The organism is Stenotrophomonas sp. YJH_SMC_46, from assembly GCF_059370315.1.
In genome coordinates this window covers 828,825-854,922 of record NZ_JCAFTO010000001.1, presented here as the reverse complement: position 1 = coordinate 854,922, position 26,098 = coordinate 828,825, and the positions used below count along the sequence as shown (strand labels likewise).

At 67.6% G+C, this 26,098-nt stretch carries 20 protein-coding genes; 13 read left to right on the top strand and 7 right to left on the bottom strand.

Annotation, left to right across the window (positions count from 1 at the left end; translation table 11 throughout):
- Positions 1-101 precede the first annotated feature (101 nt).
- Positions 102-2,432, top strand: coding sequence for a TonB-dependent receptor domain-containing protein (locus AC5P8C_RS03945; protein WP_428702216.1), 2,331 nt, complete (start codon positions 102-104; stop codon positions 2,430-2,432).
- A 132-nt stretch (positions 2,433-2,564) separates the two neighbouring features.
- Here AC5P8C_RS03945 and rnd read toward each other — a convergent pair whose 3' ends face one another.
- On the bottom strand, positions 2,565-3,644 hold the full coding sequence (gene rnd / locus AC5P8C_RS03940) for a ribonuclease D (RefSeq protein WP_019660532.1): 1,080 nt from the start codon (positions 3,642-3,644) through the stop codon (positions 2,565-2,567).
- Positions 3,645-3,728: 84 nt separating this feature from the next.
- On the opposite strand from rnd, the gene AC5P8C_RS03935 reads away from it, so the two are divergent.
- Entirely contained in the window at positions 3,729-5,615 is a 1,887-nt protein-coding gene (locus tag AC5P8C_RS03935) for a formylglycine-generating enzyme family protein (protein ID WP_021202163.1), read from the top strand.
- An 88-nt stretch (positions 5,616-5,703) separates the two neighbouring features.
- Complete coding sequence (locus tag AC5P8C_RS03930) at positions 5,704-6,600, top strand: M48 family metallopeptidase (RefSeq protein ID WP_019660530.1); 897 nt, start codon at positions 5,704-5,706, stop codon at positions 6,598-6,600.
- A 531-nt stretch (positions 6,601-7,131) separates the two neighbouring features.
- Here the strand turns inward: AC5P8C_RS03930 and xseA are convergent.
- Together xseA and queG are read right to left on the bottom strand one after the other, a co-directional pair.
- On the bottom strand, positions 7,132-8,463 hold the full coding sequence (xseA, locus tag AC5P8C_RS03925; protein WP_019660529.1) for an exodeoxyribonuclease VII large subunit: 1,332 nt from the start codon (positions 8,461-8,463) through the stop codon (positions 7,132-7,134).
- A 44-nt stretch (positions 8,464-8,507) separates the two neighbouring features.
- On the bottom strand, positions 8,508-9,578 hold the full coding sequence (queG, locus tag AC5P8C_RS03920) for a tRNA epoxyqueuosine(34) reductase QueG (protein ID WP_019660528.1): 1,071 nt from the start codon (positions 9,576-9,578) through the stop codon (positions 8,508-8,510).
- 23 nt (positions 9,579-9,601) lie between these two features.
- On the opposite strand from queG, the gene AC5P8C_RS03915 reads away from it, so the two are divergent.
- From AC5P8C_RS03915 to AC5P8C_RS03890, 6 genes are all read left to right on the top strand, one after another.
- A complete protein-coding gene (locus AC5P8C_RS03915; RefSeq protein ID WP_495218355.1) occupies positions 9,602-11,086 on the top strand; it encodes an NAD(P)H-hydrate dehydratase in 1,485 nt (494 codons plus the stop codon).
- Entirely contained in the window at positions 11,083-11,565 is a 483-nt protein-coding gene (tsaE, locus tag AC5P8C_RS03910; protein WP_495218354.1) for a tRNA (adenosine(37)-N6)-threonylcarbamoyltransferase complex ATPase subunit type 1 TsaE, read from the top strand. The genes AC5P8C_RS03915 and tsaE overlap by 4 nt, the downstream gene beginning before the upstream one ends.
- 82 nt (positions 11,566-11,647) lie before the next feature.
- A complete protein-coding gene (locus AC5P8C_RS03905; RefSeq protein ID WP_019660525.1) occupies positions 11,648-13,216 on the top strand; it encodes an N-acetylmuramoyl-L-alanine amidase in 1,569 nt (522 codons plus the stop codon).
- Positions 13,217-13,376: 160 nt separating this feature from the next.
- A complete protein-coding gene (gene mutL, locus AC5P8C_RS03900) occupies positions 13,377-15,281 on the top strand; it encodes a DNA mismatch repair endonuclease MutL (RefSeq protein ID WP_019660524.1) in 1,905 nt (634 codons plus the stop codon).
- An 11-nt stretch (positions 15,282-15,292) separates the two neighbouring features.
- Complete coding sequence (locus AC5P8C_RS03895) at positions 15,293-16,225, top strand: DUF1684 domain-containing protein (protein ID WP_019660523.1); 933 nt, start codon at positions 15,293-15,295, stop codon at positions 16,223-16,225.
- Between the two features lies 1 nt (position 16,226).
- Positions 16,227-17,180, top strand: coding sequence for a TraB/GumN family protein (locus tag AC5P8C_RS03890; RefSeq protein WP_111102814.1), 954 nt, complete (start codon positions 16,227-16,229; stop codon positions 17,178-17,180).
- 74 nt (positions 17,181-17,254) lie between these two features.
- Here the strand turns inward: AC5P8C_RS03890 and phaR are convergent, their stop codons facing one another.
- The 3 genes from phaR to gluQRS form a co-directional block, all read right to left on the bottom strand.
- Positions 17,255-17,782, bottom strand: a complete 528-nt coding sequence (phaR, locus tag AC5P8C_RS03885; protein ID WP_026347074.1) for a polyhydroxyalkanoate synthesis repressor PhaR — start codon at positions 17,780-17,782, stop codon at positions 17,255-17,257.
- 182 nt (positions 17,783-17,964) lie between these two features.
- Positions 17,965-18,705 (bottom strand): acetoacetyl-CoA reductase, encoded by a 741-nt coding sequence (phbB, locus tag AC5P8C_RS03880; protein WP_019660520.1) that lies wholly within the window; start codon positions 18,703-18,705, stop codon positions 17,965-17,967.
- Between the two features lie 16 nt (positions 18,706-18,721).
- Positions 18,722-19,642, bottom strand: a complete 921-nt coding sequence (gene gluQRS / locus AC5P8C_RS03875; protein WP_495218353.1) for a tRNA glutamyl-Q(34) synthetase GluQRS — start codon at positions 19,640-19,642, stop codon at positions 18,722-18,724.
- Positions 19,643-19,735: 93 nt separating this feature from the next.
- Between gluQRS and htpX the strand changes: the two genes are divergently transcribed.
- Complete coding sequence (gene htpX / locus AC5P8C_RS03870; protein ID WP_019660518.1) at positions 19,736-20,602, top strand: protease HtpX; 867 nt, start codon at positions 19,736-19,738, stop codon at positions 20,600-20,602.
- Between the two features lie 594 nt (positions 20,603-21,196).
- Here the strand turns inward: htpX and AC5P8C_RS03865 are convergent.
- The gene (locus tag AC5P8C_RS03865; protein ID WP_005417749.1) at positions 21,197-22,024 is read right to left on the bottom strand and encodes an inositol monophosphatase family protein; all 828 of its coding nucleotides are present in this window, start codon (positions 22,022-22,024) and stop codon (positions 21,197-21,199) included.
- A gap of 120 nt (positions 22,025-22,144) precedes the next feature.
- Here AC5P8C_RS03865 and AC5P8C_RS03860 point away from each other — a divergent pair, with 120 nt between their 5' ends.
- The 3 genes from AC5P8C_RS03860 to AC5P8C_RS03850 all read left to right on the top strand — a co-directional run bounded on the left by AC5P8C_RS03860 (position 22,145) and on the right by AC5P8C_RS03850 (position 26,018).
- On the top strand, positions 22,145-22,915 hold the full coding sequence (locus tag AC5P8C_RS03860; protein ID WP_019660517.1) for an RNA methyltransferase: 771 nt from the start codon (positions 22,145-22,147) through the stop codon (positions 22,913-22,915).
- Positions 22,916-22,992: 77 nt separating this feature from the next.
- Positions 22,993-23,895, top strand: a complete 903-nt coding sequence (locus AC5P8C_RS03855; protein WP_495218352.1) for a phosphate/phosphite/phosphonate ABC transporter substrate-binding protein — start codon at positions 22,993-22,995, stop codon at positions 23,893-23,895.
- Entirely contained in the window at positions 23,892-26,018 is a 2,127-nt protein-coding gene (locus AC5P8C_RS03850) for a putative bifunctional diguanylate cyclase/phosphodiesterase (protein ID WP_019660515.1), read from the top strand. Before AC5P8C_RS03855 ends, AC5P8C_RS03850 begins: the two co-directional genes overlap by 4 nt.
- Positions 26,019-26,098 lie beyond the last annotated feature (80 nt).

The following is a 26,098-nucleotide window of genomic DNA, read 5'->3' as shown; positions in this document are numbered from 1 at the left end:
GAAATCGTAACAATTTGGGGGATAATGGCCGCTTGCGCAGTTCTCCTCCCTTTTGCCGCCCGGCTCGCGCAGGCCGCACGGACGCCTCCTCAGAGCATTCCATGCCCTCCCATTCCGATTCCCGCCGCCTGTCGGGTCTGTCGTCTTCCTTTGTTTCCTTCCGCCGTCACCCGCTGGCCCTGGCCTGTGCTGGCCTGGCCCTGGCGGGCAGCTTCGGTGCCGCCGCGCAGGACAGCGCGCCGACCCCAACCGGCCTGGACACGATCACCGTGACCGCCGAACACCGTGAGCAGAACCTGCAGGAAGTGCCGGTCTCGGTGGGTGTGGTGCAGGGCGAGCGCATGCGCGACTTCACCGCCGGCGGCGACGACACCCTGCTGGCACTGTCCGGCCGCGTGCCGAGCCTGTATGCGGAAACCACCACCGGCCGGATCTTTCCGCGCTTCTACATCCGCGGCCTGGGCAACATCGACTTCTACCTGGGAGCCTCGCAGCCGGTGTCGATCATCCAGGACGACGTGGTGCTGGAGCACGTGGTGCTGAAGTCCAACCCGGTCTATGACGTAGACCAGGTGGAAGTGCTGCGCGGCCCGCAGGGCTCGCTGTTCGGCCGCAACACCACCGCCGGCATCGTCAAGTTCGACACCCTGAAGCCGACCCAGGACTACACCGGCCGCGTCAGCGCCAGCTACGCCACCTACAACAGCGTGTCGATCGACGGCGGCTTCGGCGGCCCGATCAACGACATCGCCTCGTTCCGCGTGTCGGCGCTGTACCAGCACCGCGATGACTACGTCGACAACACCTACAAGGGCCCGAGCGCCGATGGCACGGTCAGCCCGAAGAAGAACGCCATGGGCGGCTTCGACGACCGCAACGTGCGCGCCCAGCTGCTGCTGACCCCGAGCGACCAGTTCTCGATCCTGGCCTCGGCCCACGCCCGCGACTATGAAGGCACCTCGACCCTGTTCCTGCGCGGTGCGCTGACCAAGGGCTCGAACAAGACCGACGTGCCGCGCGACAAGGTCGCCTACGACGAGGCCGACAACAACCCGCAGGCCTACAAGACCTACGGCGGCTCGGTGAAGGCACGCTACGACTTCGGTGCGATCGACTTCACCTCGATCACCGCCTACGAGACCACTTCCGGTTACAGCCGTGGTGACACCGACGGTGGCGCCGCGGCGAACTTCCCGGTCAACGGCGTGCCGAACGGCTACGGCCAGTCGATGGGCCGCATCCGCGACCTGGACCAGTGGACCCAGGAATTCCGCCTGGCCAGCCATGACGACCGCGCGCTGCAGTGGCAGGCCGGTGCGTTCTACTTCAACGGCAGCGACACCACCGACTTCTACCAGCGCGCGTGGTTCCTGCAGGGCCCGGCACGTAACCCGAACAACTGGGTGCGCCTGCGCAACAAGAACACCTCGTGGGCCGGTTTCGGCCAGCTGAGCTATGCCTTCACCGAAAAGTTCACCGTCACCGCCGGCCTGCGCCAGACCCGGGACGAGAAGCACACCCGCCTGCTGAAGACGGCTGACACTGCCGCTGGCGTGGTCACCTACAAGGGCCGCACCGACGTCAAGATGTCCGACACCACCCCGAGCTGGGATCTGAGCGCGATGTATCAGGTCACGCCGGACGTCAGCGTCTATGCCAAGGTCGCCCGCGGCTTCCGCGGCCCGACCATCCAGGGCCGCTCGGCCGTGTTCAATGCCGACTTCACCACCGCCGATTCCGAGACGATCCTGTCCTGGGAAGCGGGCGTGAAGAGCAGCCTGTGGGACAACCGCCTGCGCCTGAACGCCACCGCGTTCACCTACACCGTCAACGACATCCAGCTCAACGGCAACGATTCGGACGGCAACGGCGTGCTATTCAACGCCGACAAGGCCAGGGCCTACGGCTTCGAAGCGGACATGGAGCTGCGCCCGATCCCGAACCTGACCCTGAGCGCCGGCCTGAGCCTGCTGCACAGCGAAATCAAGGACAAGCGCGTCTACGCACAGGTCTGCGGCCTCAACGGCCAGGTGGTGTGCACGGTGAATGACCCGACCATCAAGGTCGGCGCCAACACCTTCGCGCAGATCGACGGCAACCCGCTGCCGAACGCACCGAAGTACAACGTGAACCTGGCTGCCCGCTACGACTTCCCGGTCAGCGACGCTGGCACCATGTTCGTGTCCACCGACTGGAACAAGCAGGGTTACACCAGCTTCGTGCTGTACGACAGCAAGGAGTTCAACTCCAAGGGTGACTTCGAAGGTGGCCTGAAGATCGGCTACTCGGGCAATTACGGTGCCTACGAAGTGGCGTTGTTCGCGCGCAACATCACCAACGAGAAGAACCTCAAGGGTGTGATCGAGAACTACATGGCCGCGGTCTACAACGAACCGCGCACCGTCGGTGTCTCGCTGAACATGAACTGGTAAGGCGTTGCCACGGTGGCGGGTCTTCCCGCCATCGCACTGCTGGAATGCAAAGGGCGGCCCGGTGATCCGCGTCGCTCTTTTTCGTGGCCTTCGACGGTAGCCGGACCGCAATCCGGCGCCGTGCCCGCTGCTTCAGCGTGCCGGCAGCAGCGCCTGCAGCCGCGACTCCAGTTCCTGCTGGCGCCAGCCGGCCAGAGCGGCCGGCCATTGGCGGCGCTCCAGGTAGCTTTCCAGATGCTTGCGCGAGGCCAGCACGCCATCCGGCAGGCCCAGCTCGCGGCTGCGCTCGGCAACGGCGTCCTGCAGCCTCTTCAGTGCCTGCTTGTTGGTGTCGTTGGCGGGCAACGCCAGCGGTGCCTCGGCCTCATCGGCCAGCGGCGTGTCCAGCGCCTGCCACACCGCGCCGGCGAGCTTGCGCGGTGCCTTCGGGAACTGTTCAAACAGCGTGGCCAGCGCGGCGGCATCGGCCGGTGGCGTGCGTGCCAGCGTGGCGGCCAGTTCGTTGTCCAGGATCCAGCTGCGCGGGCGGTCGCTGCTGCGTGCCTGCACATCACGCCAGCGCAGCAGGCGCAGCAGGCGGCGCTGCGCGGGAGCATCGAGAAACTGCGCTGAGCGCATCGCCAGATGCGGCCAGCGGTCCTCGTCATTGGCGACGCTGGCCAGCAGGCGCTCGCCGTCGTCGTGCAGCCACTGCTGGCGGCCCAGTGCCTGCAACTTGGCATCAATGGCGTCATGCAGTGCGAACAGGTGCTCGACGTCGTCGGCGGCGTATTGCAGTTGCGACTCCGAGAGTGGACGGCGCATCCAGTCCGAGCGGGTTTCGCCCTTGGCCAGCGCCACGCCGGTGATTTCCGCGACCAGCTTCTGGTAGCCCATGCCGCCACCAATGCCGGCCAGCGAGGCGCCGATCTGTGTGTCGAACAGCGGTCGCGGCAACACGCCGCAGGTCCACTTGAAGGCGACCAGGTCTTCGCTGGCGCTGTGCATCACCTTGGTGATCGATTCATCGGCCAGCCAGGGCGCCAGCGCCTCGGTCATGCCGGGAATCAGCGGATCGATCAGCAGGATGTCCTGCCCGACCGCCATCTGCACCAAAGCCAACTGCGGCCAGAAGGTGCGTTCACGGATGAATTCGGTGTCCAGGCCGATGCGGGCCGGACGCTGCTGGAAGTACGCATCCAGCTCGGCGGGGGTGGTGATCCAGGTTGCCACGGGTCAGGGCCTACTACTCGGGTTTGCTCAGGCAGGGGAGAATAGCCTAACGTCGGTGCGCGTCCCTGCCGAAGGAGATCCTGCTTGCGTTTTCCGCTGTCGTCCGTGCTGTGCACCGCCGTGGCCGTGGCCCTGGCCGGCTGCACGCCGTCGCCCCCCACGGCAGTGGACCCGAGTGCCGGGGAAGGGACGCGCCTGTCTGCGAACACGGACAGCGACGAGCGTCCACAGGCCGGGCAGGGCAGCGTGACCATCGCCGGCGAGGATGCCGCCGAGGATGTGCAGCAATGGACGCCGCCGCGGGTGGACCGACAGGGGCGAAGCCTGGCGCAGTTGCGCCGCGCGGCCGGGCAGGCCTTCAACGAGGGCCGGCTGTACGAGGATGCCGATGCCGCCATTCCACTGTGGCTGGCGGTACAGGAAGAGGATCCGGATGACCGCCAGGCCCGCCAAGGCCTGCAGCGTGCCCGCCAGCGGCTGCAGCAGCAGGCGGATGCGCTGCTGGTGCGGCCGCTCAGGCAGCGCGAGGCGCTGGCCGAGGCCAGCCGCCAGGCGCTGGTTCTGCTGACGCTGGCGCCGAAGGACGGGAAGGTGCGCGCGCTGCAGGGACGGGTGGAGCTTGCCCAGCGGGTGGTGGCTTACAACCGCGCTGGTGAAGAGGACCTGCGCTCGGGCCGGATCGGCGAAGACGGGGACGGGGCTATTGGCAACTTCCGCGAGGCGCTGGCACTGGATGGGAACAACAGCCGTGCGCGGCAGGGACTGGCCGCAGCCGAAAGCGGGCTGATCCGCCGCGCCGAAGATGCTGCACGCGCGCGCGATTTCGCCAGCGCGGGCACTTGGTTGGCCGAAGCCAGCAAGGTGCGCGACTCATCGCCGACCATTGCCGACGCGTTCGAGCGCATCGAGCAGATCCGTGCGGCGGTGTTGCTGCAGCTGCGCGATGACGGCCTGCGCGACCTGTCCACGCCGCAGGGCCTGAAGCCGGCACGCGAGAAACTGGCCGAGGCCCTGCGCATCGCCCTGCCGGGAGACCCGGTGGTGGCCCAGCTGCGTGAGCGCATTGACCTGGCCACGCACTACGGCAGCTTCCGCCCGGGGCAGGTATTCAGCGATGCCATGCGCGATGGCGGGCGCGGGCCGCAGATGGTGGTGGTCCCGCACGGCGGCTTCCAGATGGGGGCCGGTGATGCCGAGCCGGGCGCCAGCGATGCCGAGCGGCCATCGCATTATGTACGCTTTGATCGAGGCTTCGCGATGGCGATCACCGAGGTGACGGTCAGCGATTTCCAGCGCTACGTGAAGGCGACCAATGCGCGCCCGCGTGCGACCCGTCGCGGCCATTCGGTGGTCTATGACGAACGCAGCGGCAACTTCATCCGCCGCAGCGGCGTGGACTGGCGTTCGGACTACGACGGTGGCCTCGCGATGGCCAATTCGCCGGTGATGCATGTCAGTATCCGCGATGCCGAAAACTATGCGGCGTGGTTGTCCGAGCAGACCGGGCGCAGCTACCGGTTGCCCAGCGAGGCCGAGTTCGAATACGCGCTGCGCGCCGGCAGCAGTGGCCGCTATCCGTGGGGCGCCGCCGGCACGCCGCCGCCCGGTGCTGGCAACTTCACTGGCAGCAAGGATGTCTCGCCATCGGGACGGCACTGGCACAACGCCTTCATCGGCTATGGCGATGGCTGGTGGGGGCCCGCGCCGGTGGCCAGTTTCCAGGCCAATGCCTTCGGCCTGCACGACATGGCGGGCAATCTCAGCGAGTGGGTGGCCGATTGCTGGCATGCCAGCTACCGGCGCGCGCCCTCCGATGGCGCGGCCTGGTTCAACCCGGGCTGCCGCGCACGGGTGATCCGCGGGGGCAACTGGGCCAACGCGCCGGAGCAGACCCGTGCGGCGTGGCGGCAGTCGCAGGATTCGGACACCACCAGCGCGCGCATCGGTTTCCGCCTGGTGCGGGGCATCTGAGCGGCACCGGGCTTCACCCGCTGCTGGCGCCCGCGCACTAAGATTGCGCCGTGCCCGCCGGCCGGCGGGGCCTGCTGGACGACACCTGATGCGCAATGATCCCTTTTCCCGCTCGCCCCAAGGCCCGCAGCGTCGCGGCCTGTTTGGCAACATCCGCTGGTGGGTGCTGTTGCTGGCCGCCGGCTATGCGCTCTTCTACTGGTTTTCCAATCGCACGGTGGACCCCTACACTGGCGAGAAGGTGATGATTGACAGCAGCCTGGACGCCCGCCAGGAGACCGCCTTGGGCCTGCAGGCCTACCAGCAGATCCTCTCGGAGGAGCCGCCGATGGACTCCAACGCGCCGATCGCGCGCGATGTGCGCGACATCGCCCAGCGCCTGATTGCCAAGGTTGATGTGGTGGAGACTGCACTGGCGCAGGAGCACGGCGTTCAGCCGGCGCATTTCGCGCGTGATTTCCAGTGGGAAGTCAACGTGATCCCATCTGAACAGGCCAACGCATTCTGCCTGCCTGGTGGCAAGATGGCGGTCTATACCGGCCTGGTGCCGGTGGCGCGCACGCGCGACGCGATGGCGGTGGTGATGGGCCACGAGATTGCCCATGCGCTGCTGCGCCACGGTGCGCAGCGGATGGCGCAGCAGAAGCTGACCCAGATCGGGCAGATGGCCGGCGCCGCCAGCGGCATGGATGCGCAGCAGCAACAGATGATGATGTCGGCGATGGGCTACGGGTATCTGCTGCCCTATGCGCGCAGCCACGAGACGCAGGCCGATGAAGTGGGACTGATGCTGGCCGCAGCGGCGTGCTTCGACCCGCGCGAGGCGGTGCCGCTGTGGCAGCGCATGGGCCAGGCCAGTGGTGGCCAGTCACCGCCGGAGTTCGCGTCGACTCACCCGAACCCGGGTACCCGTATCCAGAACCTGCAGGCGTTGATGCCGAAGGCACTCGAGTACCGGCAGAAGTTCTGCGAGCAGGCAAAGTAGGGGGTTGTTCGGCAGGGCTTGCAGCCCTGCACCTGCCGAAGCAACAGCAACAGCAACAGCAACAGCGTGCATTCCGTGGGATGGCGGGGTGGGTCCGGTTGCGGGGGCCGCTGCAAGTACGTCCATGTAAGCTCGGTCGCCGCATCCATGCGGCTCACGCCCCCGCAACCGGACCCACCCCGCCTTCGACAGATGTCCGCGATCTGCCGGAATGGCGCTTGGGGTCAGATCCGTTTTCCGCAGGAAAACGGATCTGACCCCGAATTGATTCGATATCTGAAAGAGATTCATCCACGCATGGCGTGGATCTACCGACCGTCATCGGGACACTGTCGAGGGTGGGGCGGTGTGGCTGTGCAGGACCGTTGGCGCCATGGATGGCGCCATCGAGCCCCCAGGGATGGGTTTACGGCGTGTCCTGCACAGCCACACCACCCCGCCAAGCTATCAGCAGTCCAGAGCCGCTTTCGCTGTTGCTTCGGCTGTTGCATTTGCCTCTGCAGGTGCAGGGCGCAGCCCTCCCGAACCCCTTTACTTGACCTGCACGTCGATCACGCCGTCGCCCACGCGCGCCTGCAATGCGTCGCCGGGCTGTACCTGATCGACCTGGCGCACCAGCGTGCCATCGTCACTGCGGGTCAGGATGCTGTAGCCGCGCGCTACAGTCGCCAGCGGGCTGACCGCTTCCAGCGAACGCGCCAGCCCGCGCAGGCGCAGCGCATCGCGTTCCAGCAGACGCTGCATCGCTGCCTGCGGTCGTCCGCGCAGGGCGGCCAGGCGGCGTTGCATCGTGTCGAGCTGGCGCTGTGGGTGGTGCCCGCGCAGGACCGCCGCTGCATGGCGAAGGCGCGCAGCACGGCGCTCCTGCTGCTGGTTGAACGCGGCATGCAGGCGCCGGCCCAGATCGAGCTGGCGGCGGCGCAACAGGTCCAGTCGCGCCTGCGGGCTCTGCGCGTTCAGGCGCAGCAGGGCACGGTCAGCACGTTGCATCGCCTGCTGCATCGTGTGCCGCTGCAGCTGCGCCATGCGTGCCGCGGTGCGCCGCAGGCGCAGGGCCAGTTCGCGCTGGTCCGGTACCAGCAGCTCGGCTGCCACCGATGGCGTCGGTGCACGCAGGTCGGCGGCGAAGTCGCTCAGGCTGAAGTCGGTTTCATGGCCCACCGCCGACACTACCGGGGTGCGGCTGGCGGCGATCGCACGGGCCAGTGCTTCATCGTTGAAGGCCCACAGGTCTTCCAGTGAACCGCCGCCACGGGTCAGCAGGATCACGTCGTAGCGGCCACTGGCATCGGCGGCCTGCAGCAGGCGGGTGATCTGTGCAGCGGCGCTGCTGCCCTGCACCAGGGTCGGCAGCAGGTCCACTTCCAGCAGCGGGAAGCGGCGGCCGAGCACGCTCAGCACGTCGCGCACAGCGGCGCCGGTGGTGGAGGTGATCACCGCAAGGCGCTGCACGTGCGCCGGCAGCGGCCGCTTGCGTGCCGGGTCGAACAGGCCTTCGGCCTCCAGCCGTGCCTTCAGCTCCTCGAAGGCGCGGCGCAGTGCGCCTTCGCCGGCTTCCTCCATGTGGTCCAGCACCATCTGGTACTCGCCACGGGCGTCGTACAGGGTCACCTTGCCGCGCACCAGCACGCGCATGCCTTCGCGCGGCACGAACTTCAGATACTGCGCCTTCATTCGGAACATCGCCGCGCGCAGCTGCGCACGTGCGTCCTTCAGGGTGAAATACAGATGCCCGGAGGCGGGACGCGCCACGCTGCCCAGTTCGGCCTCGACCCAGATCGCCGGGAAGCTGCCTTCCAGCAGGTCGCGGGCCAGGGTGTTGAGCTGGCTGGGGGTGAGGATGTCGTTGTTGCGTGGCTGCATGGGAACGGCGTGCTGCGGGCGGAACGGGGGCTCAGGATCGCACGTCAGCGCACCGTGTGCTGGCCCAGTGCCCACTGCACGTGTTCACGCACCAGCGGCGAGGGATCGTCGATGCGGGTCTGCAGGGCAGCCAGCGCTTCGGCCGAGGACGGCGCATTGCCCAGCGCCACGGCGATGTTGCGCAGCCAGCGCTCATGGCCGCTGCGCCGGATCGGGCTGCCTTCGGTGCGGCGCAGGAACTCGGCTTCGTCCCAGGCGAACAGCTGGTCCAGGCGCGCGGTATCGAGGTTGTTGCGCGCGCGGAAATCGGCTTCGTCGGTACGCTTGGCGAACTTGTTCCAGGGGCAGACCAGCTGGCAGTCGTCACAGCCGTAGATGCGGTTGCCGATCAACGGCCGCATGTCTTCGGGGATGGCACCGTCGTGCTCGATGGTCAGGTAGGAAATACAGCGCCGCGCGTCCAGCCGCTGCGGGCCGGTGATCGCGCGGGTAGGGCAGACATCGATGCAGCGCGTGCAGGTGCCGCAGTGTGCCGTAGCCGGCGCATCGATCGGCAGCGGGATATCGATGTAGATCTCGCCGATGAAGAACCAGGAACCGCCGTTGCGGTCGATCAGGCAGGTGTGCTTGCCGATCCAGCCCAGCCCCGCGTTGCGCGCCAGTGCGCGCTCCAGCACCGGCGCCGAATCGACGAATACCCGGTAGCCCAGCGGTGCCACTTCATCGTTGATCTGCGTGGCCAGCTTCTGCAGGCGGTTGCGCATCAGCTTGTGGTAGTCGCGGCCCAAGGCGTAACGGGCCACGTAGGCGCGGCCCGGGTCGGCCAGGGTTGCCCAGGCTTCGGTGTCGTCCTTGTGGCTGTAGTCCATGCCTACCGAGATCACCCGCACCGTGCCGGGCAGCAGCTCGGCCGGGCGCGCGCGCAGGGTGCCGTGGCGCGCCATCCAGTCCATCGTGCCGTACAGGCCTTGGCCCAGCCAGTCGGCCAGGTGCGCCTCGTCCTCGCCCAGCTCGATGCCGGCGATGCCGCAGCGCTGGAAGCCATGCGCACGCGCCAGTTCGCGGATGCGCTGTACGGCCTGGGCCGGATCGACAGGGGCGGGGGCGGGAGACATATGCACCAGTATAAAATCCCCGCATGGCCAACCTTGCCGCTCTGTTCGATTCCGCTGCCGCGCGTGCGCTTGATGCGCAGGCCTCGGCACTGGCTGCCGAGGGCGGCTGGAGCCTGATGGCGCAGGCCGGCCACGCCGCCTGGCAGTGCCTGCTGCAGCATTGGCCACAAGCGCAGCGGATCGGCGTGGTGGTTGGCGCAGGAAACAACGGCGGCGATGGCCTGGTGCTGGCCCGCCATGCACGACAGGCCGGGCGTACGGTGACGGTGATCGCCTTGCCGGGCAAGCCACCGGCGACGTCGCTGGCGCAGCGTGCCGCATCGGAATTCAAGTCCGGTGGCGGCACCCTCACCGATTTCGACGGCGTGCTGCCCGAGGCCGATATCTGGGTCGATGCCCTGTTCGGTCTGGGCTTCGATCGCGTGCCGGAAGGTGTGGCGCAGGCGCTGATCGTCGCCCTCAACGCGCAGGCGGCACCGGTTCTGGCGCTGGACGTCCCCAGTGGCGTCGACGCTGATCGCGGTGCAGTACCGGGCGTGGCGGTGAAGGCCGCTTTGACCCTGCAGTTCATCGTGCCGCATCGCGGGCTGTATACCGGCGATGCGCTGGATCATTGCGGGCGGAAGGCGCTGGCGCCGCTGCAGCTGCCCGCGGCCGCATGGCAGGGCGTGTCACCCGCCGTGGAGCACTGGACCCAGGCGCGCTTGCCGGCACTGCTGCTGCCGCGCCGCGCCAACAGCCACAAGGGCGAATCCGGGCACGTGCTGTGCGTCGGCGGCAACCATGGCAGCGGCGGTGCCATCGCCATGGCGGCCGAGGCCGCGCTGCGTGCCGGCGCCGGATTGCTGAGCCTGGGCACCCGCCGCGATCACGTCGGCCCGTTGCTGGCGCGCCTGCCGGAGGCGATGACCCATGCGCTGGAAGACGGCGATGTGCTGCCGGCGCTGCTGGACAAGGCCAGGGTGGTGGCGATCGGGCCGGGCCTGGGCCAGGACGAATGGGCGCGCGCGCTGTTTGCGCGGGCGCTGGCCAGCGCCAGACCGCTGGTGGTCGATGCCGATGCACTGAACCTGCTGGCGCAGGATCCGCGCGCGCTGCCGGACGCCATCCTTACGCCACATCCGGGCGAGGCCGCGCGCCTGCTCGGCTGCAGTACCGCTGACATCCAGGCCGATCGCTACCGTTGTGCGCAGGCGTTGGCCGAACGCTTCCACGCCGTGGTGGTGTTGAAGGGCGCAGGCAGCATCGTGACGGCGCCCGGGCAGGCGCCACGCCTGATCGCTGCAGGCAATCCCGGCATGGCCGTGGGAGGCATGGGCGATCTGCTCACCGGCATCATCGCCAGCCTGCGCGCGCAGGGCCTGGCCGCCTTCGACGCCGCCGCGGCCGGTGCGCTGCTGCATGGGCTCGCGGGCGACGCCGCAGCCGCCGATGGCGCGCGCGGCCTGCTTCCTACTGATCTGCTGTCGCCGTTGCGGCGACTGGCCAACCCGGAACTTTCCCGATGATCGATTTCTTCCTTGCCGACAGCCATGCCACTGAACTGCTCGGGCAATGGCTGGCGGCCACGCGGCCGCCGCAGGCGCTGGTCGAACTGCGCGGCGACCTGGGGGCCGGCAAATCCACCACGGCCCGCGCACTGCTGCGCGCGCTGGGTGTCCAGGGCGCCATCCGCAGCCCGACCTACACCCTGGTCGAGCGCTATCCGCTGGCCGGCGGTGGCGAGGCCTGGCATCTGGATCTGTACCGGATCGGGCAGGCCGGCGAACTCGATTTCCTCGGGCTGGACGAGGGCAGCGCGGTACTGTGGCTGGTTGAATGGCCGGAACGCGGTGCCGGTGCGCTGCCGCCAACCGACCTGGTGGTGGCGCTGGAGATCGAGGGACAAGGGCGTCGCGTTCGTCTCACTGGCGCCAGCGACGCAGGGCATGAATGGCTGAAACGGCTTCCCCAAGGAGGCGACTTGCAGGCCATATCTGTCGGCTGACGAGAACAAACACCGGCAGGTTACGGATTATTAAGGAAAAAGGTGTTGCATTCCGTTCAGCGCGGTGATTGAATCCTGAGCCATGCGCCCGGGGAACCGTCTCATCGCCATCTGTGCCGCCGTCGGACTGGGTCTGGCGAGCGTCAGCGCGTGGGCCGGTGAAATTCGCCAGGTCCTGCTGAATACCGGTGCCACCGGCACCCGTGCCGAGATCTCGCTGGTGGGCAGTGGCGGTTACAAGACGCTGTCGCTGGCCGGACCGAACCGCCTGGTGGTCGATTTCCCGGACTCCAGCGCCGTACGCAACCTGAAAATGCCGGCGGCGCAGGGCGTGGTCACCGCAGTGCGCACCGGACAGCCGGTGCCGGGTACCTTCCGTGTCGTTTTCGACCTTGCTGAATCGGTGGCGCCGTTCCGCCCACAGATGCAGCGCGAGGGCAATGAATCCAAGCTGGTGATCGAATGGCCGGGCGATGGCCCGGCCGTGGCCGCCAGCCGTCCGGCAGCGACGCCGGCGGTGCCGCCGCAGGCGCCGGCCAACACGCCCGCACCGACGCCGACGCCGGCGGAGAGCGCGCAGGCGCGTACCGATGCCGCGCGTGCCACGGCGCTGCTGACTGCCCAGGTGCGGCAGCAGGCCAGTGCCACCGCCGCCGCGCCGGCCACGCCTACCCCGGCGCCATCCACCGCGCCGGCCCAGGTCGCGGCGGCGGGTACCGTGGCCAGCAGTTCGCCTTCTTCCTCGCCGGCCGCGATCCTCGCTGGGCAGCGCACCGCAGCGGTGGTGACCACGCCGCCGGCCACGGTGCCTGCGCCGGCACCGACGCCGGTGGAACCGCCGCGCCCGGCCATGCCCAGTGATGCCTCCCGCATCCGCATGCAGGCCGGCATGCGCCATCTGGTGGTGGCCATCGATCCCGGTCACGGAGGCCAGGATCCGGGCGCGATCGGCCCGACCGGCAAGCGTGAGAAGGATGTCACCCTGGCGGTGGCGCGGGAACTGGCCCGTCAGGTCAATGCGACTCCGGGCCTGAAGGCCTATCTTACGCGCGACAGCGACGTGTTCATTCCGCTGCCCATGCGCGCGCAGAAGGCGCGTGCGAACAAGGCCGACATCTTCATTTCGATCCATGCCGACGCGGCCGAGAACCGTTCGGCCACCGGTTCGTCGGTGTACGTGCTGTCGACCAAGGGCGCCTCTTCGCAGCGCGCCCGTTGGCTGGCAGACAAGGAAAACGCGGCCGATCTGGTCGGTGGCGTTCGCCTGCAGCAGACCGAGGGCACGCTTGCCAATGTGCTGCTGGACCTGGCGCAGAGCGGCTACATGAAGGCGTCCGAAGACGCCGCCGGCCACGTGCTGGGCGGCCTTAAGCGGATCGGCAACAACCACAAGCCGAACATCGAGCGCGCCAACTTCGCGGTGCTGCGTACGTCGGACATGCCGGCGATGCTGGTGGAAACCGCGTTCATCTCCAACCCGGATGAAGAGCGTCGCCTGACCGACCCGGCCTACCAGCGCAAGATCGCCGGTGCCGTGCTCGATGGCGTGCACACCTTCTTCAGCCGCCAGCCACCGCCCGGCACGCTGTACGCGGCCCGTGCCCAGGCCGAGATCGACGCCGCAGCCACCATGGCCGGCGGCAGCAAGTAATCCGCTTCCTGTAGAGCGCGGTAGAGTCGACTGTTGGTTGACTACGTGCGCAGCGCGGGGCTTTTCGGCGCCCGGGCGGAGAGCAGTCGACTGACAGTCGACTCTACCCACGGGCGCTCCGCTATCATCGACCCATGAAGTCTGCTGCCCATCCTCTCCCATGAGCGCGCCCGGTCCGCGCCCGATCCGGCCCTTGCCGGAGATCCTGATCAACCAGATCGCCGCTGGCGAAGTGGTCGAGCGTCCCGCTTCGGTGGTCAAGGAGCTGGTCGAGAACGCGATCGACGCCGGTGCCAGCCGCGTAGATATCGATCTTGAAGAGGGCGGTGTACGCCTGATCCGCATCCGCGACAACGGCAGTGGCATCGCGCCGGAGCAGCTGCCGCTGGCGGTATCGCGCCACGCGACCAGCAAGATCGCCGATCTGGACGATCTTGAATCGGTGGCCACGCTCGGTTTCCGTGGCGAAGCGCTGCCGTCGATCGCCTCGGTCAGTCGCTTCACCCTGGCCTCGCGTCGCGCACATGACGAGCATGGTTCCGCGCTGCAGATCGAAGGTGGAAAGATCGGTGAGGTGACGCCGCGCGCGCATGCGCCGGGTACCACGGTGGAAGTGCGCGAGCTGTTCTACAACGTACCGGCGCGGCGCAAGTTCCTGCGCGCCGAGCGCACCGAGCTGGGCCATATCGAAGAATGGCTGCGCTCGCTGGCCCTGGCGCGGCCGGACGTCGAACTGCGCGTGTCCCACAACGGCAAGGCCTCGCGCCGTTACAAGCCGGGCGATCTGTATTCCGATACGCGATTGGCAGAAACGCTGGGCGAGGATTTCGCCAACCAGGCCGTGCGCGTGGATCACAGTGGCGCCGGCCTGCGCCTGCATGGCTGGATCGCGCAGCCGCATTACTCGCGTGCCAGCGCCGACCAGCAGTACCTGTACGTCAACGGCCGTTCGGTGCGCGATCGCAGCGTCGCCCACGCGGTGAAGATGGCGTACGGCGATGTGCTGTACCACGGTCGGCAGCCGGCCTATGTGCTGTTCCTCGAACTGGACCCGACCCGTGTTGATGTCAACGTGCACCCGGCCAAGCACGAGGTGCGCTTTCGTGATTCGCGGCTGGTGCATGACTTCGTCTATCGCACGCTGAAGGACGCGTTGGCTGATACCCGCGCGGGCATGTCGGCGCAGGAGATCGGTGCGGGTCCGGTGCATCCGGTGGACGCCGCTGCTGCATCGATGGCATCGAGCGCGGGCGCATCGGGTTTCGGGCTGGTGCGTGGGCCTGCGCCCGGTGCCGGCTCGGGCGCAGGCGGCGGTGGCTTTTCCGGCTGGCGCCCGCAGCAGCCCCTGGGCCTGCAGGTGGCCGATGCACCGGCTGCCTATGCCGCGCTGTATGCCACGCCGGCCGGCGCCGAGCGCGGTGCTGCGCTGCCGCCGATGCCGACCGAGAACGGACTGCCGGTAACCAGTGCCGACGCAGGCGTGCCGCCGCTGGGCTATGCGATCGCGCAGCTGCATGGCATCTACATCCTGGCCGAGAACGCCGAAGGCCTGATCGTGGTCGACATGCATGCGGCCCACGAACGCATCGGCTACGAGCGGCTGAAGAACGCGCACGATGGCATCGGCCTGCAGTCGCAGCCGTTGCTGGTGCCGATCACGCTGGCGGTGGGCGAGCGCGAGGCCGATACCGCCGAAAGCGAAGCCGACACGCTGGCCGCACTCGGCTTCGAAGTGACCCGTGCCGGCCCCGGTTCACTGCACGTGCGCAGCATACCGGCACTGCTGGCGCATGCCGAACCGGAAGGCCTGCTGCGCGACGTGCTGACCGACCTGCGCGAGCACGGCCAGAGCCGCCGCGTGGCCAGCGCGCGCGACGAGCTGCTGTCGACCATGGCCTGCCACGGCGCGGTGCGTGCCAACCGTCGCCTGACCGTGCCGGAAATGAACGCGCTGCTGCGCGACATGGAGATCACCGAGAGGTCCGGCCAATGCAACCACGGCCGGCCGACCTGGGCCCGTTTTTCGCTGGCGGAGATCGACCGCTGGTTCCTGCGCGGACGTTGAGGGGAGCATCGATGCGTTATCGGGGAATGGGCGGCCTGCTGGTCGCCATGGTGTTGGCCGCCTGCAGCCCCGCGCCGCCGCCGGCACCGGCTTCGGCCGCGGAGGATCCGTCCTATGCCGCCGGGCAGCAGCAGTGGCGGGTGGCACGCTATCAGGACCTGACCCGCCCGGACGGTTGGACAGCGCTGGTCGGCCTGCACTGGCTGCAGAACAGATCGCACTTTGTCGGCAGTGGCGCGACCAATGGCATCCGCCTGGCGGTGGGGCCGGACAAGCTGGGCCTGCTGCGCCGCGAAGGCAGCCAATGGTGGTTCACTCCCGAAGCCGGTACGGATGTCAGCCATGGGGGCAAACCGGTGCGCGGCCGCATCCGCATCGACACCGACAAGGATCCGCAGCCGACGCTGCTGGCCTTCGATGGTGGCAAAGGCCAGCTCAGCATCATCCGTCGCGGTCCGCGCGATGCGCTGCGGGTCAAGCACGCCGATGCGCCTGCACGCCGTGGGTTCGCCGGCCTGGAGTACTGGCCGGGCGGTCCTGACTGGCAGGTGCAGGCGCGCTTCATCGCGCACCCGCCAGGCAAGACCCTGCCGATCGTCGATATCACTGGCTTGACCACCGAGATGCCGAACGCGGGCGCGGTCGAGTTCCAGCGTGATGGCCGCAACTGGCGGCTGGAGGCGATAGGTGCACCCGGGCAGCCGCTGTTCCTGATCTTCGCCGACCGCACCAGCGGTCGCGGCAGCTATCCGGCTGGGCGTTACCTGGACACCGATGCGCCAGGCGCCGATGGTACGGTGCGCATCGATTTCAACCATGCCTACAACCCACCGTGTGCGTTCACCGCCTATGCAACCTGCCCGTTGGCGCCGCCTGAAAACCGGCTGGACCTGCGCGTGGAAGCGGGCGAGAAGGCCTACCACCTGCCTGAAGGAGAAGGCTGAGATGCCGATCAGATCACTGTTGCGTGCCGCCGTTCTGTTGGCGGCCTGTGCGCTGGCACCGCTGGTTGCAGCACGTACCCTGCAAGCCGACACCGCTGGCGCAGCGGCGGCCAGGCCGCCGGTGCCGTTGCTGTGGAAAGTGACTGGCCCAGGCGACTCACGCCTCTACCTGCTCGGTTCCTTCCACCTGCTGAAGCCGCAGGACTACCCGCTGTCGCCCGATGTCGAACAGGCGTTCGAGGCCTCACAGCGGGTAGTGTTCGAACTGTCGCCGGAAGACATGCAGTCGCCCCAGCTGGCCAGCCGCATGGTGCAGGCGGCGATCCGCACCGATGGCAGCGAGCTGAAGCGTGATCTGGATGCGGCCACCTGGCAGAAGCTGCAGGCCTTTGCTGCCCAGAACCAGTTGCCGCTGGCGCAGATGCAGGGCATGAAGCCCTGGTTCGTCGGCCTGAGCATTTCGATCGGGCAGATGCAGAAGCTCGGCCTGGACCCGGCGCTGGGCCTGGACCGCCACTTCATGGAGCGCGCGCAGAAGACCGGCCGCAAGACGGCGGGACTGGAGGACATTGATACCCAGATCGGCATGCTTGACGGAATGACGCTGCAGGAACAGCGGCAGATGCTGGCCGAAGCACTGGACCAGGCCGGCAAGGCCGATGAGCAGGCGCGGCTGCTGCATGATGCGTGGCGCCGCGGTGATGATCGCCTGCTGTGGACCAAGATGGCGGCAGAGATGCGCCAGCAGTACCCGCAGCTGTACCAGCGCATCAACACCGGGCGCAACGATGCCTGGGTGCCGAAGCTGCAGCCGTACCTGCAGGCCGGGCAGGGCGGTACGCTGGTGGTGGTCGGCACGCTGCACCTGCTGGGCAGTGATGGCGTGGTCGAGAAGCTGAAGGCGAAGGGGTACAAGGTCGAGCGCGTGTGCACGGGGTGCAAGGCGAAACGCTGACGCATCGTTGGCGCGATGCCAAACAGAACGGCGCGCCAGGGGCGCGCCGTTTTCGTATCAGCCTGTGAAGCGGCTCAGCGGCGGGTCTTGCTGCCGGTGCCGGTGCCCGGTTCGTTCGGCTTGTTGCCGGTGCCCGTGCCGGTGCCGCCCGGGCGCGGGCCACCGAAGCCGCTGCCCATGCTGCGCTGGAATTCCTGCCACAGCTCCAGGTTGCGCTCGGTCAGCTGGTTCATCATCGCCCACGGGGTCTGGCCCAGCAGGTTGCCCATCTGCTGGCGGAACTGTTGCTGCTGGTCGAGGAAGACCTGCATGCTGCGCTCCAGGTAGTTGCCCATGAAGCCCTGCAGGGAATCGCCGTAGAAGCGGATCAGCTGGCTCAGCAGCTGCGTGGACAGCATCGGTTCGCCGTCCTGTTCCTGGTCGGCGATGATCTGCAGCAGGACCGATCGCGTGAGGTCGTCGCCGCTCTTGGCGTCGCGGACTTCGAAGTCTTCACCGTCCAGGATCAGCTGCCGCACGTCCTCGATGGTGATGTAGCTGGAGATCTCGGTGTCGTAGAGACGGCGGTTCGGATACTTCTTGATGATGCGGGTCGCAGCCATGAAGCGGTACTCGTCACAGTAGACGCGCAGCATGGCGCAGTGCAGCAGCGGTTGCAACCGCCCCAGCCCCCGCCAGGCTTGGCTTTCAGGGGCGATCATGTTGCGCAACAAGGGTTTGCGTGCTGCGCAGCATGACCATCGGCAGGGGCCGCCGGTGCATGCCGCGGCGCCCCCTGCGCGGCTCACCAGCCCATGTGGTGGCCGCCGTTGATGTCCAGGTTGCTGCCGGTGATCCACGAGGCTTCCTCGGCCACCAGGAAGGACACGCCATAGGCGATTTCTTCCGGCTTGCCGAGGCGCCCGGTGGGAATGTCGGCGATGATCTTGGCGCGCACGTCCTCCGGAACTGCCATCACCATGTCGGTGGCGACGTAGCCGGGCGAAATGGTGTTGACCGTGATGCCGAAGCCGGCGTTCTCGCGGGCCAGCGAGATGGTGAAGCCGTGCATGCCGGCCTTGGCCGCAGCATAGTTGGCCTGGCCGTACTGGCCCTTCAGGCCGTTGATCGAGCTGATCTGGATGACCCGGCCCCAGCCGCGGCGGCGCATGCCTTCGATGACCGGCCGGGTGACGTTGAACACCGAGTTGAGATTGGTGTTGATCACATCGTGCCACTGGTCCGCGCGCATGCGGTGGAAGGTGGTGTCACGGGTGATGCCGGCGTTGTTGACCAGGATCTCGACCGGGCCCAGCTCGGCCTCGACGGCGCGCACCAGCGCTTCGGCGCTGTCTGGATCGGAGACATCGCCCGGGAAGATCGCCACGTGGTAGCCGCGCTCGGTCATCGCCTGCTGCCAGACGCGGGCCTTGGCCTCGTCGCGGTAGTTGGTGGCGACCCGGTGGCCCTGGTCGGCCAGGCGTTGGCAGATGGCGGTACCGATGCCGCCGGTTCCGCCGGTGACCAGTGCGACGCGAGATGTCATGGAATGCTGTCCGGAATCAGGTGGGGGAAGGGGGATTCTGCAACATCGGCGCGGAAAGTGCGCCGGCCGGCAACAGGATGTCGCCACGTGGCAGCCGTGCCGGGTCGAAGGCCTGCCGGGCGGCCGCCAGCAGCGGATCCAGATCGCAGGCAGGTTCCAGCGCTTGAGGTGATTGGCCAAGCAACTCCCAGAGCCGGCGCAGCACTGGCAGCGGGCGCGAACTGTCCACCGGCAGCGCCGCCAGCGACTTGGACAGCTTGTGGCCTGGGGCATCGAGCAGCAGCGGCAGGTGCCAGTAGCGCGGCACCGCCAGCCCCAACGCCTGCTGCAGCAGGATCTGCCGCGCGGTGGAGTCGAGCAGGTCGGCGCCGCGCACCACTTCGGTCACGCCCTGCTCGGCGTCATCGACCACCACGGCCAACTGGTAGGCCCAGCAGCCGTCGGCACGGCGCAGCACGAAGTCGCCGACTTCGGCATGCACGTCCTGGTGCTGCGGCCCGCGCAGGCCATCATTGAAGCGCACGACGCTGCCCGGTGGCACGCGGAAGCGGACGGCAGGGTCCGGTCGCGGTTGCCGCGCAACGCAGCGGTGATGGATGCCGCCGTTGGCGGCCAACTCGCTGCGGCTGCAGTGGCAGATGAAGGCCAGATCGCTGGCCAGCAGCACGTCCAGTGCGGCCTGGTAGGCCTCGCCGCGGGTGCTCTGCCAGAGGATCGGGCCGTCGTGGGCGAGGCCGAACGCGGCCAGCGCCTGCAGCTGTGATGTGGCGGCACCGGGCACGGTGCGCGGCGGATCGACGTCTTCGATGCGCAGCCGCCACAGGCCGCCATGGTGGCGGGCCAGCAGCCAACTGCCGAAGGCGGCGAGCAGGGATCCGGGATGGAGCAGGCCGGTCGGCGAGGGCGCGAAGCGGCCGCAGGGAACAATGGCGGTCATGCAGGCTGAATCGTCGGTCAGGTTGGCGCTTGAATTCAAGCTGAGCGCACCGCAAATTGACGGATATCGACCCCTTCCGAGCCGGATTTTCCCATGTTCACCCGTATTGCCCTGTTCCTGGCGACCAACCTCGCGGTCCTGATCCTGGCCGGCATCGTCATGTCGATCCTGGGCGTGGACGCGCGTTCGATGAGCGGCCTGCTGGTGATGGCCGGCATCTTCGGTTTCGGTGGCTCCTTCATCTCGCTGCTGCTGTCCAAGTGGATGGCCAAGCGCTCCACCGGTGCGGTGGTGATCACCGAGCCGCGCAACCAGACCGAGCGCTGGCTGCTGGCCACGGTCGAGCGCCAGGCCAAGGCCGCCGGCATCGGCATGCCGGAAGTCGCGGTCTATGACGGCCCGGAGATCAACGCCTTCGCCACCGGTGCCAACCGCAACAACGCGCTGGTGGCGGTGTCCACCGGCCTGCTGCACAACATGAGCGAAGACGAGGCCGAAGCGGTGCTGGGCCACGAGATCGCCCACGTCGCCAACGGTGACATGATCACCATGGCGCTGCTGCAGGGCGTGTTGAACACCTTCGTGATCGTGCTGGCCCGCGTGGTCGGCGGCATCATCGACAGCGCGCTGTCGGGCAACCGCGAAGGCGGCGGCCGTGGCTTCGCGTACTACATCATCGTGTTCGTGCTGGAGATGGTGTTTGGCCTGTTCGCGACGATGATCGCCATGTGGTTCTCGCGCCACCGCGAGTTCCGCGCCGATGCAGGCGGTGCCTCGCTGGCGGGCCGCCAGAAGATGATCGCCGCGCTGGAGCGCCTGCAGCTCAACCACGGCCAGAGCACGCTGCCGACCCAGATCGCCGCGTTCGGTATTGCCGGTTCGACGGCCAAGAAGCTGTTCATGAGCCACCCGCCGCTGGAAGAGCGCATCGCCGCGCTGCGGGCGTCGACGGTGGCGTGAGCTTTCGCTCGTAAAGCAGTGCAGGAACGCCTGGCCTCGCGCCGGGCGTTTTTGTTTTGCGCGCGCACGCATTGGTGGCGCCAGGCGATGCCTAGGATCATTTCCGCGACCGCGGAGGGGTGTCACTTTCTTTGCGCGCAAAGAAAGTAACCAAAGAAACGCTCCGCCAGCCGCGAGCCGTCGCTACGCGCCGGTACCCTGCGCTTCTCGGCGAATCAGGGGACGGCGCCGAACTCGCTGCGCTCAGACACCGGCGCCTCTTCGCCCCTGATTCCCCTGCGATGCTCGGCTCGCTCAAGGCGGACTGGAAGATCAAGATCAAGATCAAGATCAAGATCGACAGCATCCACACGTGGCGCGGATCTACTGGGTGCAGCTGTGGCATTTGACGTTGGGTCCGCCTTGAGCGAGCGCAGGGTACCGGCGTGCGCAGCACGTCGGCTCGCGCCCCGGCGGCGTGTTTCTTTGGTTACTTTCTTTGCACGAGCAAAGAAAGTGACACCCCTCCGCGGTCGCGGAAACGACTCTCCGTGCGCACAAACGAAAACGGCACCTTCGCAGGTGCCGTCTCCATGAACCGCCTTACGCGGGACCTCAGAACTTTGCGTCGAACTCGGCGGCGTAGCCGGTGTTCACCAGCACCTTCTGCAGCGACTCGGCCACCTTCAGGTTGCCGGCCACGATCTGGTGGGTCTCCGGGCCACGGTTGTCCATGCGGCCCAGGGTCGCGCCCTTGAAGTCACAGACCTTGCCGCCCGCCTCGCGGACCAGCAGCAGGCCGGCGGCGATGTCCCACGCCTTCACGCCGGCTTCGAAGTAGGCGTCGGCGCGGCCGCAGGCCACGTAGGCCAGGTCCAGTGCCGCCGAGCCGGTGCGGCGGATGTCCTCGCCGTGTACCAGCAGGGCGTCCACCGCCTTCAGCTGGGCGCTGGCGCGGCTGCGCTCGCGCGGCGCGAAGCCGGTGTGGATCATGGTGCCTTCCAGGTCCTTGCGGTCGGCCACGCGGATGCGGCGGTCGTTCAGCACGGCACCCGCGCCACGGCTGGCGGTGAACAGTTCATTGCGCAGCGGATCGAAGATGACCGCATCGGTCGGCTCGCCGTTCTCGACCAGCGCGATCGACACGCAGTAGTGCGGCACGCCACGCAGGTAGTTGCTGGTGCCGTCCAGCGGGTCGATGACCCACATCTGGCGACGCTCGCCCTGCACGCCACCTTCTTCACCGAAGATGCCGTAGTCCGGGTAAGCGCGCTTGAGTTCCTTGACGATGACCTTTTCCGCGTCCGCATCCACTTCGCTGGCGTAGTCCATCCGGCCCTTCTGCACGACGTTCAGTGCCTCGAGCTTGTTGATGTTGCGCAACAGGACGTTGCCGGCGAGGCGGGCGGCCTTGACCATGACGGTGACGGCGGGTTTCTGCATGGCGTTGGCTCCCGGAAAGGCAGAAGAGATGGACTGGCGGGGGAAAAGAGCGGGTCCGGCGCAGTGGCCGGCCGCACAGTTTACCATTGGTCATCGTCCAGCTCGACCTTTTCCCTGTTCATGTCCCAGTTTCCCGCCGCCACCCGCCTCCGATTCGTCCTGGTCGGTACCCAGCATCCCGGCAACATGGGGGCCGCCGCCCGTGCCCTGAAGACCATGGGCCTGGCCCGCCTGGTGCTGGTCGCTCCCGAAAAGCCTCTGGACGAGGAGGCCTTCCGCCGCTCGGCCGGGGCCGAAGATGTGCTGGGGGACGCCCCGGTGGTCGCCACCCTGGCCGAGGCCGTGGCCGATTGCCGCCTGGTGCTGGGCTGCACCGCGCGTGCCCGCCGCGTGCAGCTGGAGGAGTACCTGCCGGCCGATGCCGCCGCCCGCGCGGTGGCCAAGGCGGGCGAGGGCGCCGAGGTGGCGCTGGTGTTCGGTCGTGAGCGCACCGGCCTGACCAACGAGGAACTGCAGCTCTGCCATGCGGCGGTGCACATCCCGTCCGATCCTGAGTTCAGCTCGCTCAACCTGGCGGCCGCCGTACAGGTGCTGGCCTATGAAACGCGCATGCAGCTGCTGGGCGCGCAGCCGGCCCCCAATCCCGAGCCCGGCTTCCGCGAACAGGCCGCCAGCCATGAGCAGATGGAGAGCTTCTTCGCCCAGCTCGGCGACACGCTGGACGAGATCGATTTCCACAAGGGCCGCGCGCCGGAATCGGCGATGCGCAAGCTGCGCCGCCTGTTCCTGCGTAGCGAGCCAAGCGAGCAGGAAGTGCGCCTGTTGCGCGGCATCCTCGCCGACACCCAGCGCATGGCGCGACTGGCACAAGCAGGCAACAAGGACAGCTGACGACGTTCTCATTTTTTCGGGTAGTCTGTCTGGATACCCAGGGGGGGATGAAGCCTGTGTCGGGTCTGCGAAAGGCAATGCAGGGGGGACTGCTGAGCCTGGCCATGGTCCTGCTGGCCGGGACGGTGCGTGCAGCACCGGACCACGTGCTGGTGCTGGGCCGGATCAGCGATGATCCCAAGGCCCACCACGAGCAGCTTCAGCCCTTGCTGGATTACGTGGTGGCGCGCATGCACGACGTTGGCATCAAGGAGGGGAGGATCCTGATGGCACGCGATCCACAGCAGATGGCCAGCTATCTGCGGCGCGGTCGTGTCGACTGGGTCACGGAAACCTCGGGTACGGCGGTGGCGCTGGGCCAGCGCAGTGGCGCCCGTCCGCTGCTGCTGACCGAGCGCAACGGTGTGCGGGAGTACCAGACGGTTTTCTTCGTGCGCCGCGACAGCCCGATCCAGCGCATGCAGGATCTGCGGGGCCATCGCCTGGCCCTGCAGAACACGTCGTCCACCAGTGCCTACCTGGTGCCGGTGATGACGTTGCTGCAGGAAGGCCTGTCGCCGCAGATCCTGGCCGGTGCATGGGAAATGCCGGGCCCAGATAGCGTGGGCTACGTATTTGCACGCAGCGAGCTGAACATCGCGACGTTCGTGCACAAGGGGGTGGTTGACGTGGGAGCAGTGAGCAGCGTGGACTGGAATGACGAACGGCGGATGCCAGCAGCGTTCCGGCGCGACTTCCGCGAGCTGCTGCGCACCGAACCCTACCCGCGTGCGGTGGAGATGGTCCGCGCCAACCTTGATCCACGCGTGCGCGATCGCCTGCAGGAAGTGCTGCTGCAGGCGGCCGGCGACCCGAGGGCACGGGGAGCGCTGCATCGGTTTTTTGGCACTTCCGGGTTCCACCGCGTCGATGCGCATGCGCAGCAGCGGCTGGATGAATTGAAACAAGGATTGACGCGCGTGCGGATGGAAGTGGAATGAAGTGGCTTGGCTCGGGGATGCAGGCCCGGTTCCTGCTCGCGATGGGCGGGGCAATGGTCGTGGTGATCGCGATCCTGGCAGTGTTGTTGGGGCGGCAAGCGGCGATGCAGGGCGAGGTGCGCAACCTCAGCGGTGGCGTCATCCATGAATTGTTCGACCGCAGCGTGCGCAGCCGCGGCGAGGCGATGGCGCGCGAGTTGTCCGATGCGCTGGCCAACCCGTTGTACTACCGTGACCTGGACCAGGTTGGCGTACTGGTGCGCAGTACTGCGCGCCAGCCCGTGGTGCGCTACGTGCTGGTGTTCGACGAACGCGGCCGGCTGGTTCACGACGGCTCGGTCGAAGTATCCGGTTTCGGCCAGCCGATGGCTGATCCTCTTGCACCCAGGGCCGCGGCTGCGCAGGCGCTGGTCGTGCAGGAGTCGCCGAAGGTGCTCGACAACACCATGCCGATCATGGTCGGCAACCAGCGCATTGGCGGCGTCCGCGTCGGCATGGCGCTGGATGAGGTGCAGCAGCGCGAGCAGGCAGCCAACGCCACCTTGGGCGAACGCCTGCAGCAGGTCGGCAGCCGTCACCTGGGCTGGCTGCTGTTGATGCTGGGCCTACTGGTGGTGATCGGCGTGGTCGTGATCCTGTACGTGCAGCGTACTCTGGTTGCGCCGATCCGTGATCTCGCCGTCGCTGCCCGTCGCATCGAGGCGGGCGACTACCAGACGCCGCTGGCCGAGAACACCCGCGACGACGAGGTGGGTGAACTGGTGCGCGGTTTTGCCCGCATGCGTGATGCGATCGCCCGCCATGACCGCGAAGTGCGGCGCATGGCCTATACCGACGCGTTGACCGGGCTGACCAACCGGCTGGCATTCCGCGAGGCGCTTGATCATCGGTTGATGGCTGCCCGTGCCGCCAATCACCGGTTGGGCCTGTTGTTCGCCGATATCGACGACTTCAAGCGAGTCAATGACACCCTTGGCCACGAAGCTGGCGATGAAGCACTGCTGCAGTTTGCACAGCGTATCGATCGCGCGGTCACCGAAGCCGGGGGCGATGAAGCCCTGTTGGCGCGCTTCGGCGGAGATGAGTTCGTGATCCTGGTGGGCGATGGTGATGTGGCCGCAAATGCGCGGCTGCTGGCTGAAGTGCTGGTGCGGGAGCTGGGCAAGCCGCTGGTGGTGCAGGGCCGGGAACTGTTCCTGGGTACCTCGATCGGCGTGACCCTGTTCCCTGACGATGCGGCCGATGCCACCACCCTGCTGAAGAACGGCGACATTGCCATGTACCAGGCAAAGATGGCGGGCAAGAACTGCTATCGCTATTACAGCCGGGCGATGGACCATGCAGTCGAGCGTCGCGTGCATATGGAACAGGAGCTGCGCGGCGCCTGGGAGCGCGGCGAACTGCGCCTGGCCTACCAGCCGATCTTCCGCATGCGCGACCGCCGCATGGTCGGCGTTGAAGTGCTGCTGCGCTGGCAGCACCCGACCCTGGGCACGATCCCGCCTTCGGTGTTCATCGAGGTGGCCGAGCAGAGTGGCCTTATCGAAGTCATCGGCCCGAAGGTGCTGCGTGCGGCCTGCATGGAGGCCGCGCAATGGCCGCCCGGGACGGCCGGGGACGACCTGTTCGTGTCGGTCAACGTGTCGCCACGGCAGTTGCGCGGCGGCGAACTGCCGGCACTGGTGGCGCAGTGCCTGCATGAGTCCGGGCTACCGGCCTCGCGGCTGCATCTGGAGCTGACCGAAACCGCCGTGATCGGCGACGAGATGGTGGCCGCACAGCTGCTGGACAAGCTGCACCGCACCGGCGTGAAGGTCTGGCTGGACGATTTCGGCACCGGCTTCTCCGGTCTCAGCCATCTTCGCCAGGTACCGGTGGACGGGGTGAAGATCGACAAGAGCTTCGTGGCCGACATGCAGCGCGATCCCGACGATCTGGCGCTGACCACGGCGATCATCGCCATGGCCCACGCACTGGGCATCACCGTGGTGGCCGAGGGCATCGAGCAGCAGGCACAGTTCGAGCTGCTGGTGCAGCGCGGCTGCGATCTTGGCCAGGGCTACTGGCTGAGTCATCCGGTGACCGCCACCGAAGTGGTGCGGATGATCGAATCGGGCCTCTGACCGACACAAAAAAAAGGGACGGAGGGGATTAAGTCGCTTGTGCATTTGCGACTTAATCCCCTCCGTCCCCTTTTTTGGGG

Excerpts from the sequence above, each read along its gene's own strand:
- AC5P8C_RS03945 (WP_428702216.1), top strand. The coding sequence starts at position 102 with ATGCCCTCCCATTCCGATTCCCGCCGCCTGTCGGGTCTGTCGTCTTCC.
- AC5P8C_RS03930 (WP_019660530.1), top strand. The coding sequence starts at position 5,704 with ATGCGCAATGATCCCTTTTCCCGCTCGCCCCAAGGCCCGCAGCGTCGC.
- xseA (WP_019660529.1), bottom strand. The coding sequence starts at position 8,463 with ATGCAGCCACGCAACAACGACATCCTCACCCCCAGCCAGCTCAACACC.
- queG (WP_019660528.1), bottom strand. The coding sequence starts at position 9,578 with ATGTCTCCCGCCCCCGCCCCTGTCGATCCGGCCCAGGCCGTACAGCGC.
- AC5P8C_RS03915 (WP_495218355.1), top strand. The coding sequence starts at position 9,602 with ATGGCCAACCTTGCCGCTCTGTTCGATTCCGCTGCCGCGCGTGCGCTT.
- tsaE (WP_495218354.1), top strand. The coding sequence starts at position 11,083 with ATGATCGATTTCTTCCTTGCCGACAGCCATGCCACTGAACTGCTCGGG.
- AC5P8C_RS03905 (WP_019660525.1), top strand. The coding sequence starts at position 11,648 with ATGCGCCCGGGGAACCGTCTCATCGCCATCTGTGCCGCCGTCGGACTG.
- mutL (WP_019660524.1), top strand. The coding sequence starts at position 13,377 with ATGAGCGCGCCCGGTCCGCGCCCGATCCGGCCCTTGCCGGAGATCCTG.
- AC5P8C_RS03895 (WP_019660523.1), top strand. The coding sequence starts at position 15,293 with ATGCGTTATCGGGGAATGGGCGGCCTGCTGGTCGCCATGGTGTTGGCC.
- AC5P8C_RS03890 (WP_111102814.1), top strand. The coding sequence starts at position 16,227 with ATGCCGATCAGATCACTGTTGCGTGCCGCCGTTCTGTTGGCGGCCTGT.
- phaR (WP_026347074.1), bottom strand. The coding sequence starts at position 17,782 with ATGGCTGCGACCCGCATCATCAAGAAGTATCCGAACCGCCGTCTCTAC.
- phbB (WP_019660520.1), bottom strand. The coding sequence starts at position 18,705 with ATGACATCTCGCGTCGCACTGGTCACCGGCGGAACCGGCGGCATCGGT.
- gluQRS (WP_495218353.1), bottom strand. The coding sequence starts at position 19,642 with ATGACCGCCATTGTTCCCTGCGGCCGCTTCGCGCCCTCGCCGACCGGC.
- htpX (WP_019660518.1), top strand. The coding sequence starts at position 19,736 with ATGTTCACCCGTATTGCCCTGTTCCTGGCGACCAACCTCGCGGTCCTG.
- AC5P8C_RS03865 (WP_005417749.1), bottom strand. The coding sequence starts at position 22,024 with ATGCAGAAACCCGCCGTCACCGTCATGGTCAAGGCCGCCCGCCTCGCC.
- AC5P8C_RS03860 (WP_019660517.1), top strand. The coding sequence starts at position 22,145 with ATGTCCCAGTTTCCCGCCGCCACCCGCCTCCGATTCGTCCTGGTCGGT.
- AC5P8C_RS03855 (WP_495218352.1), top strand. The coding sequence starts at position 22,993 with ATGCAGGGGGGACTGCTGAGCCTGGCCATGGTCCTGCTGGCCGGGACG.
- AC5P8C_RS03850 (WP_019660515.1), top strand. The coding sequence starts at position 23,892 with ATGAAGTGGCTTGGCTCGGGGATGCAGGCCCGGTTCCTGCTCGCGATG.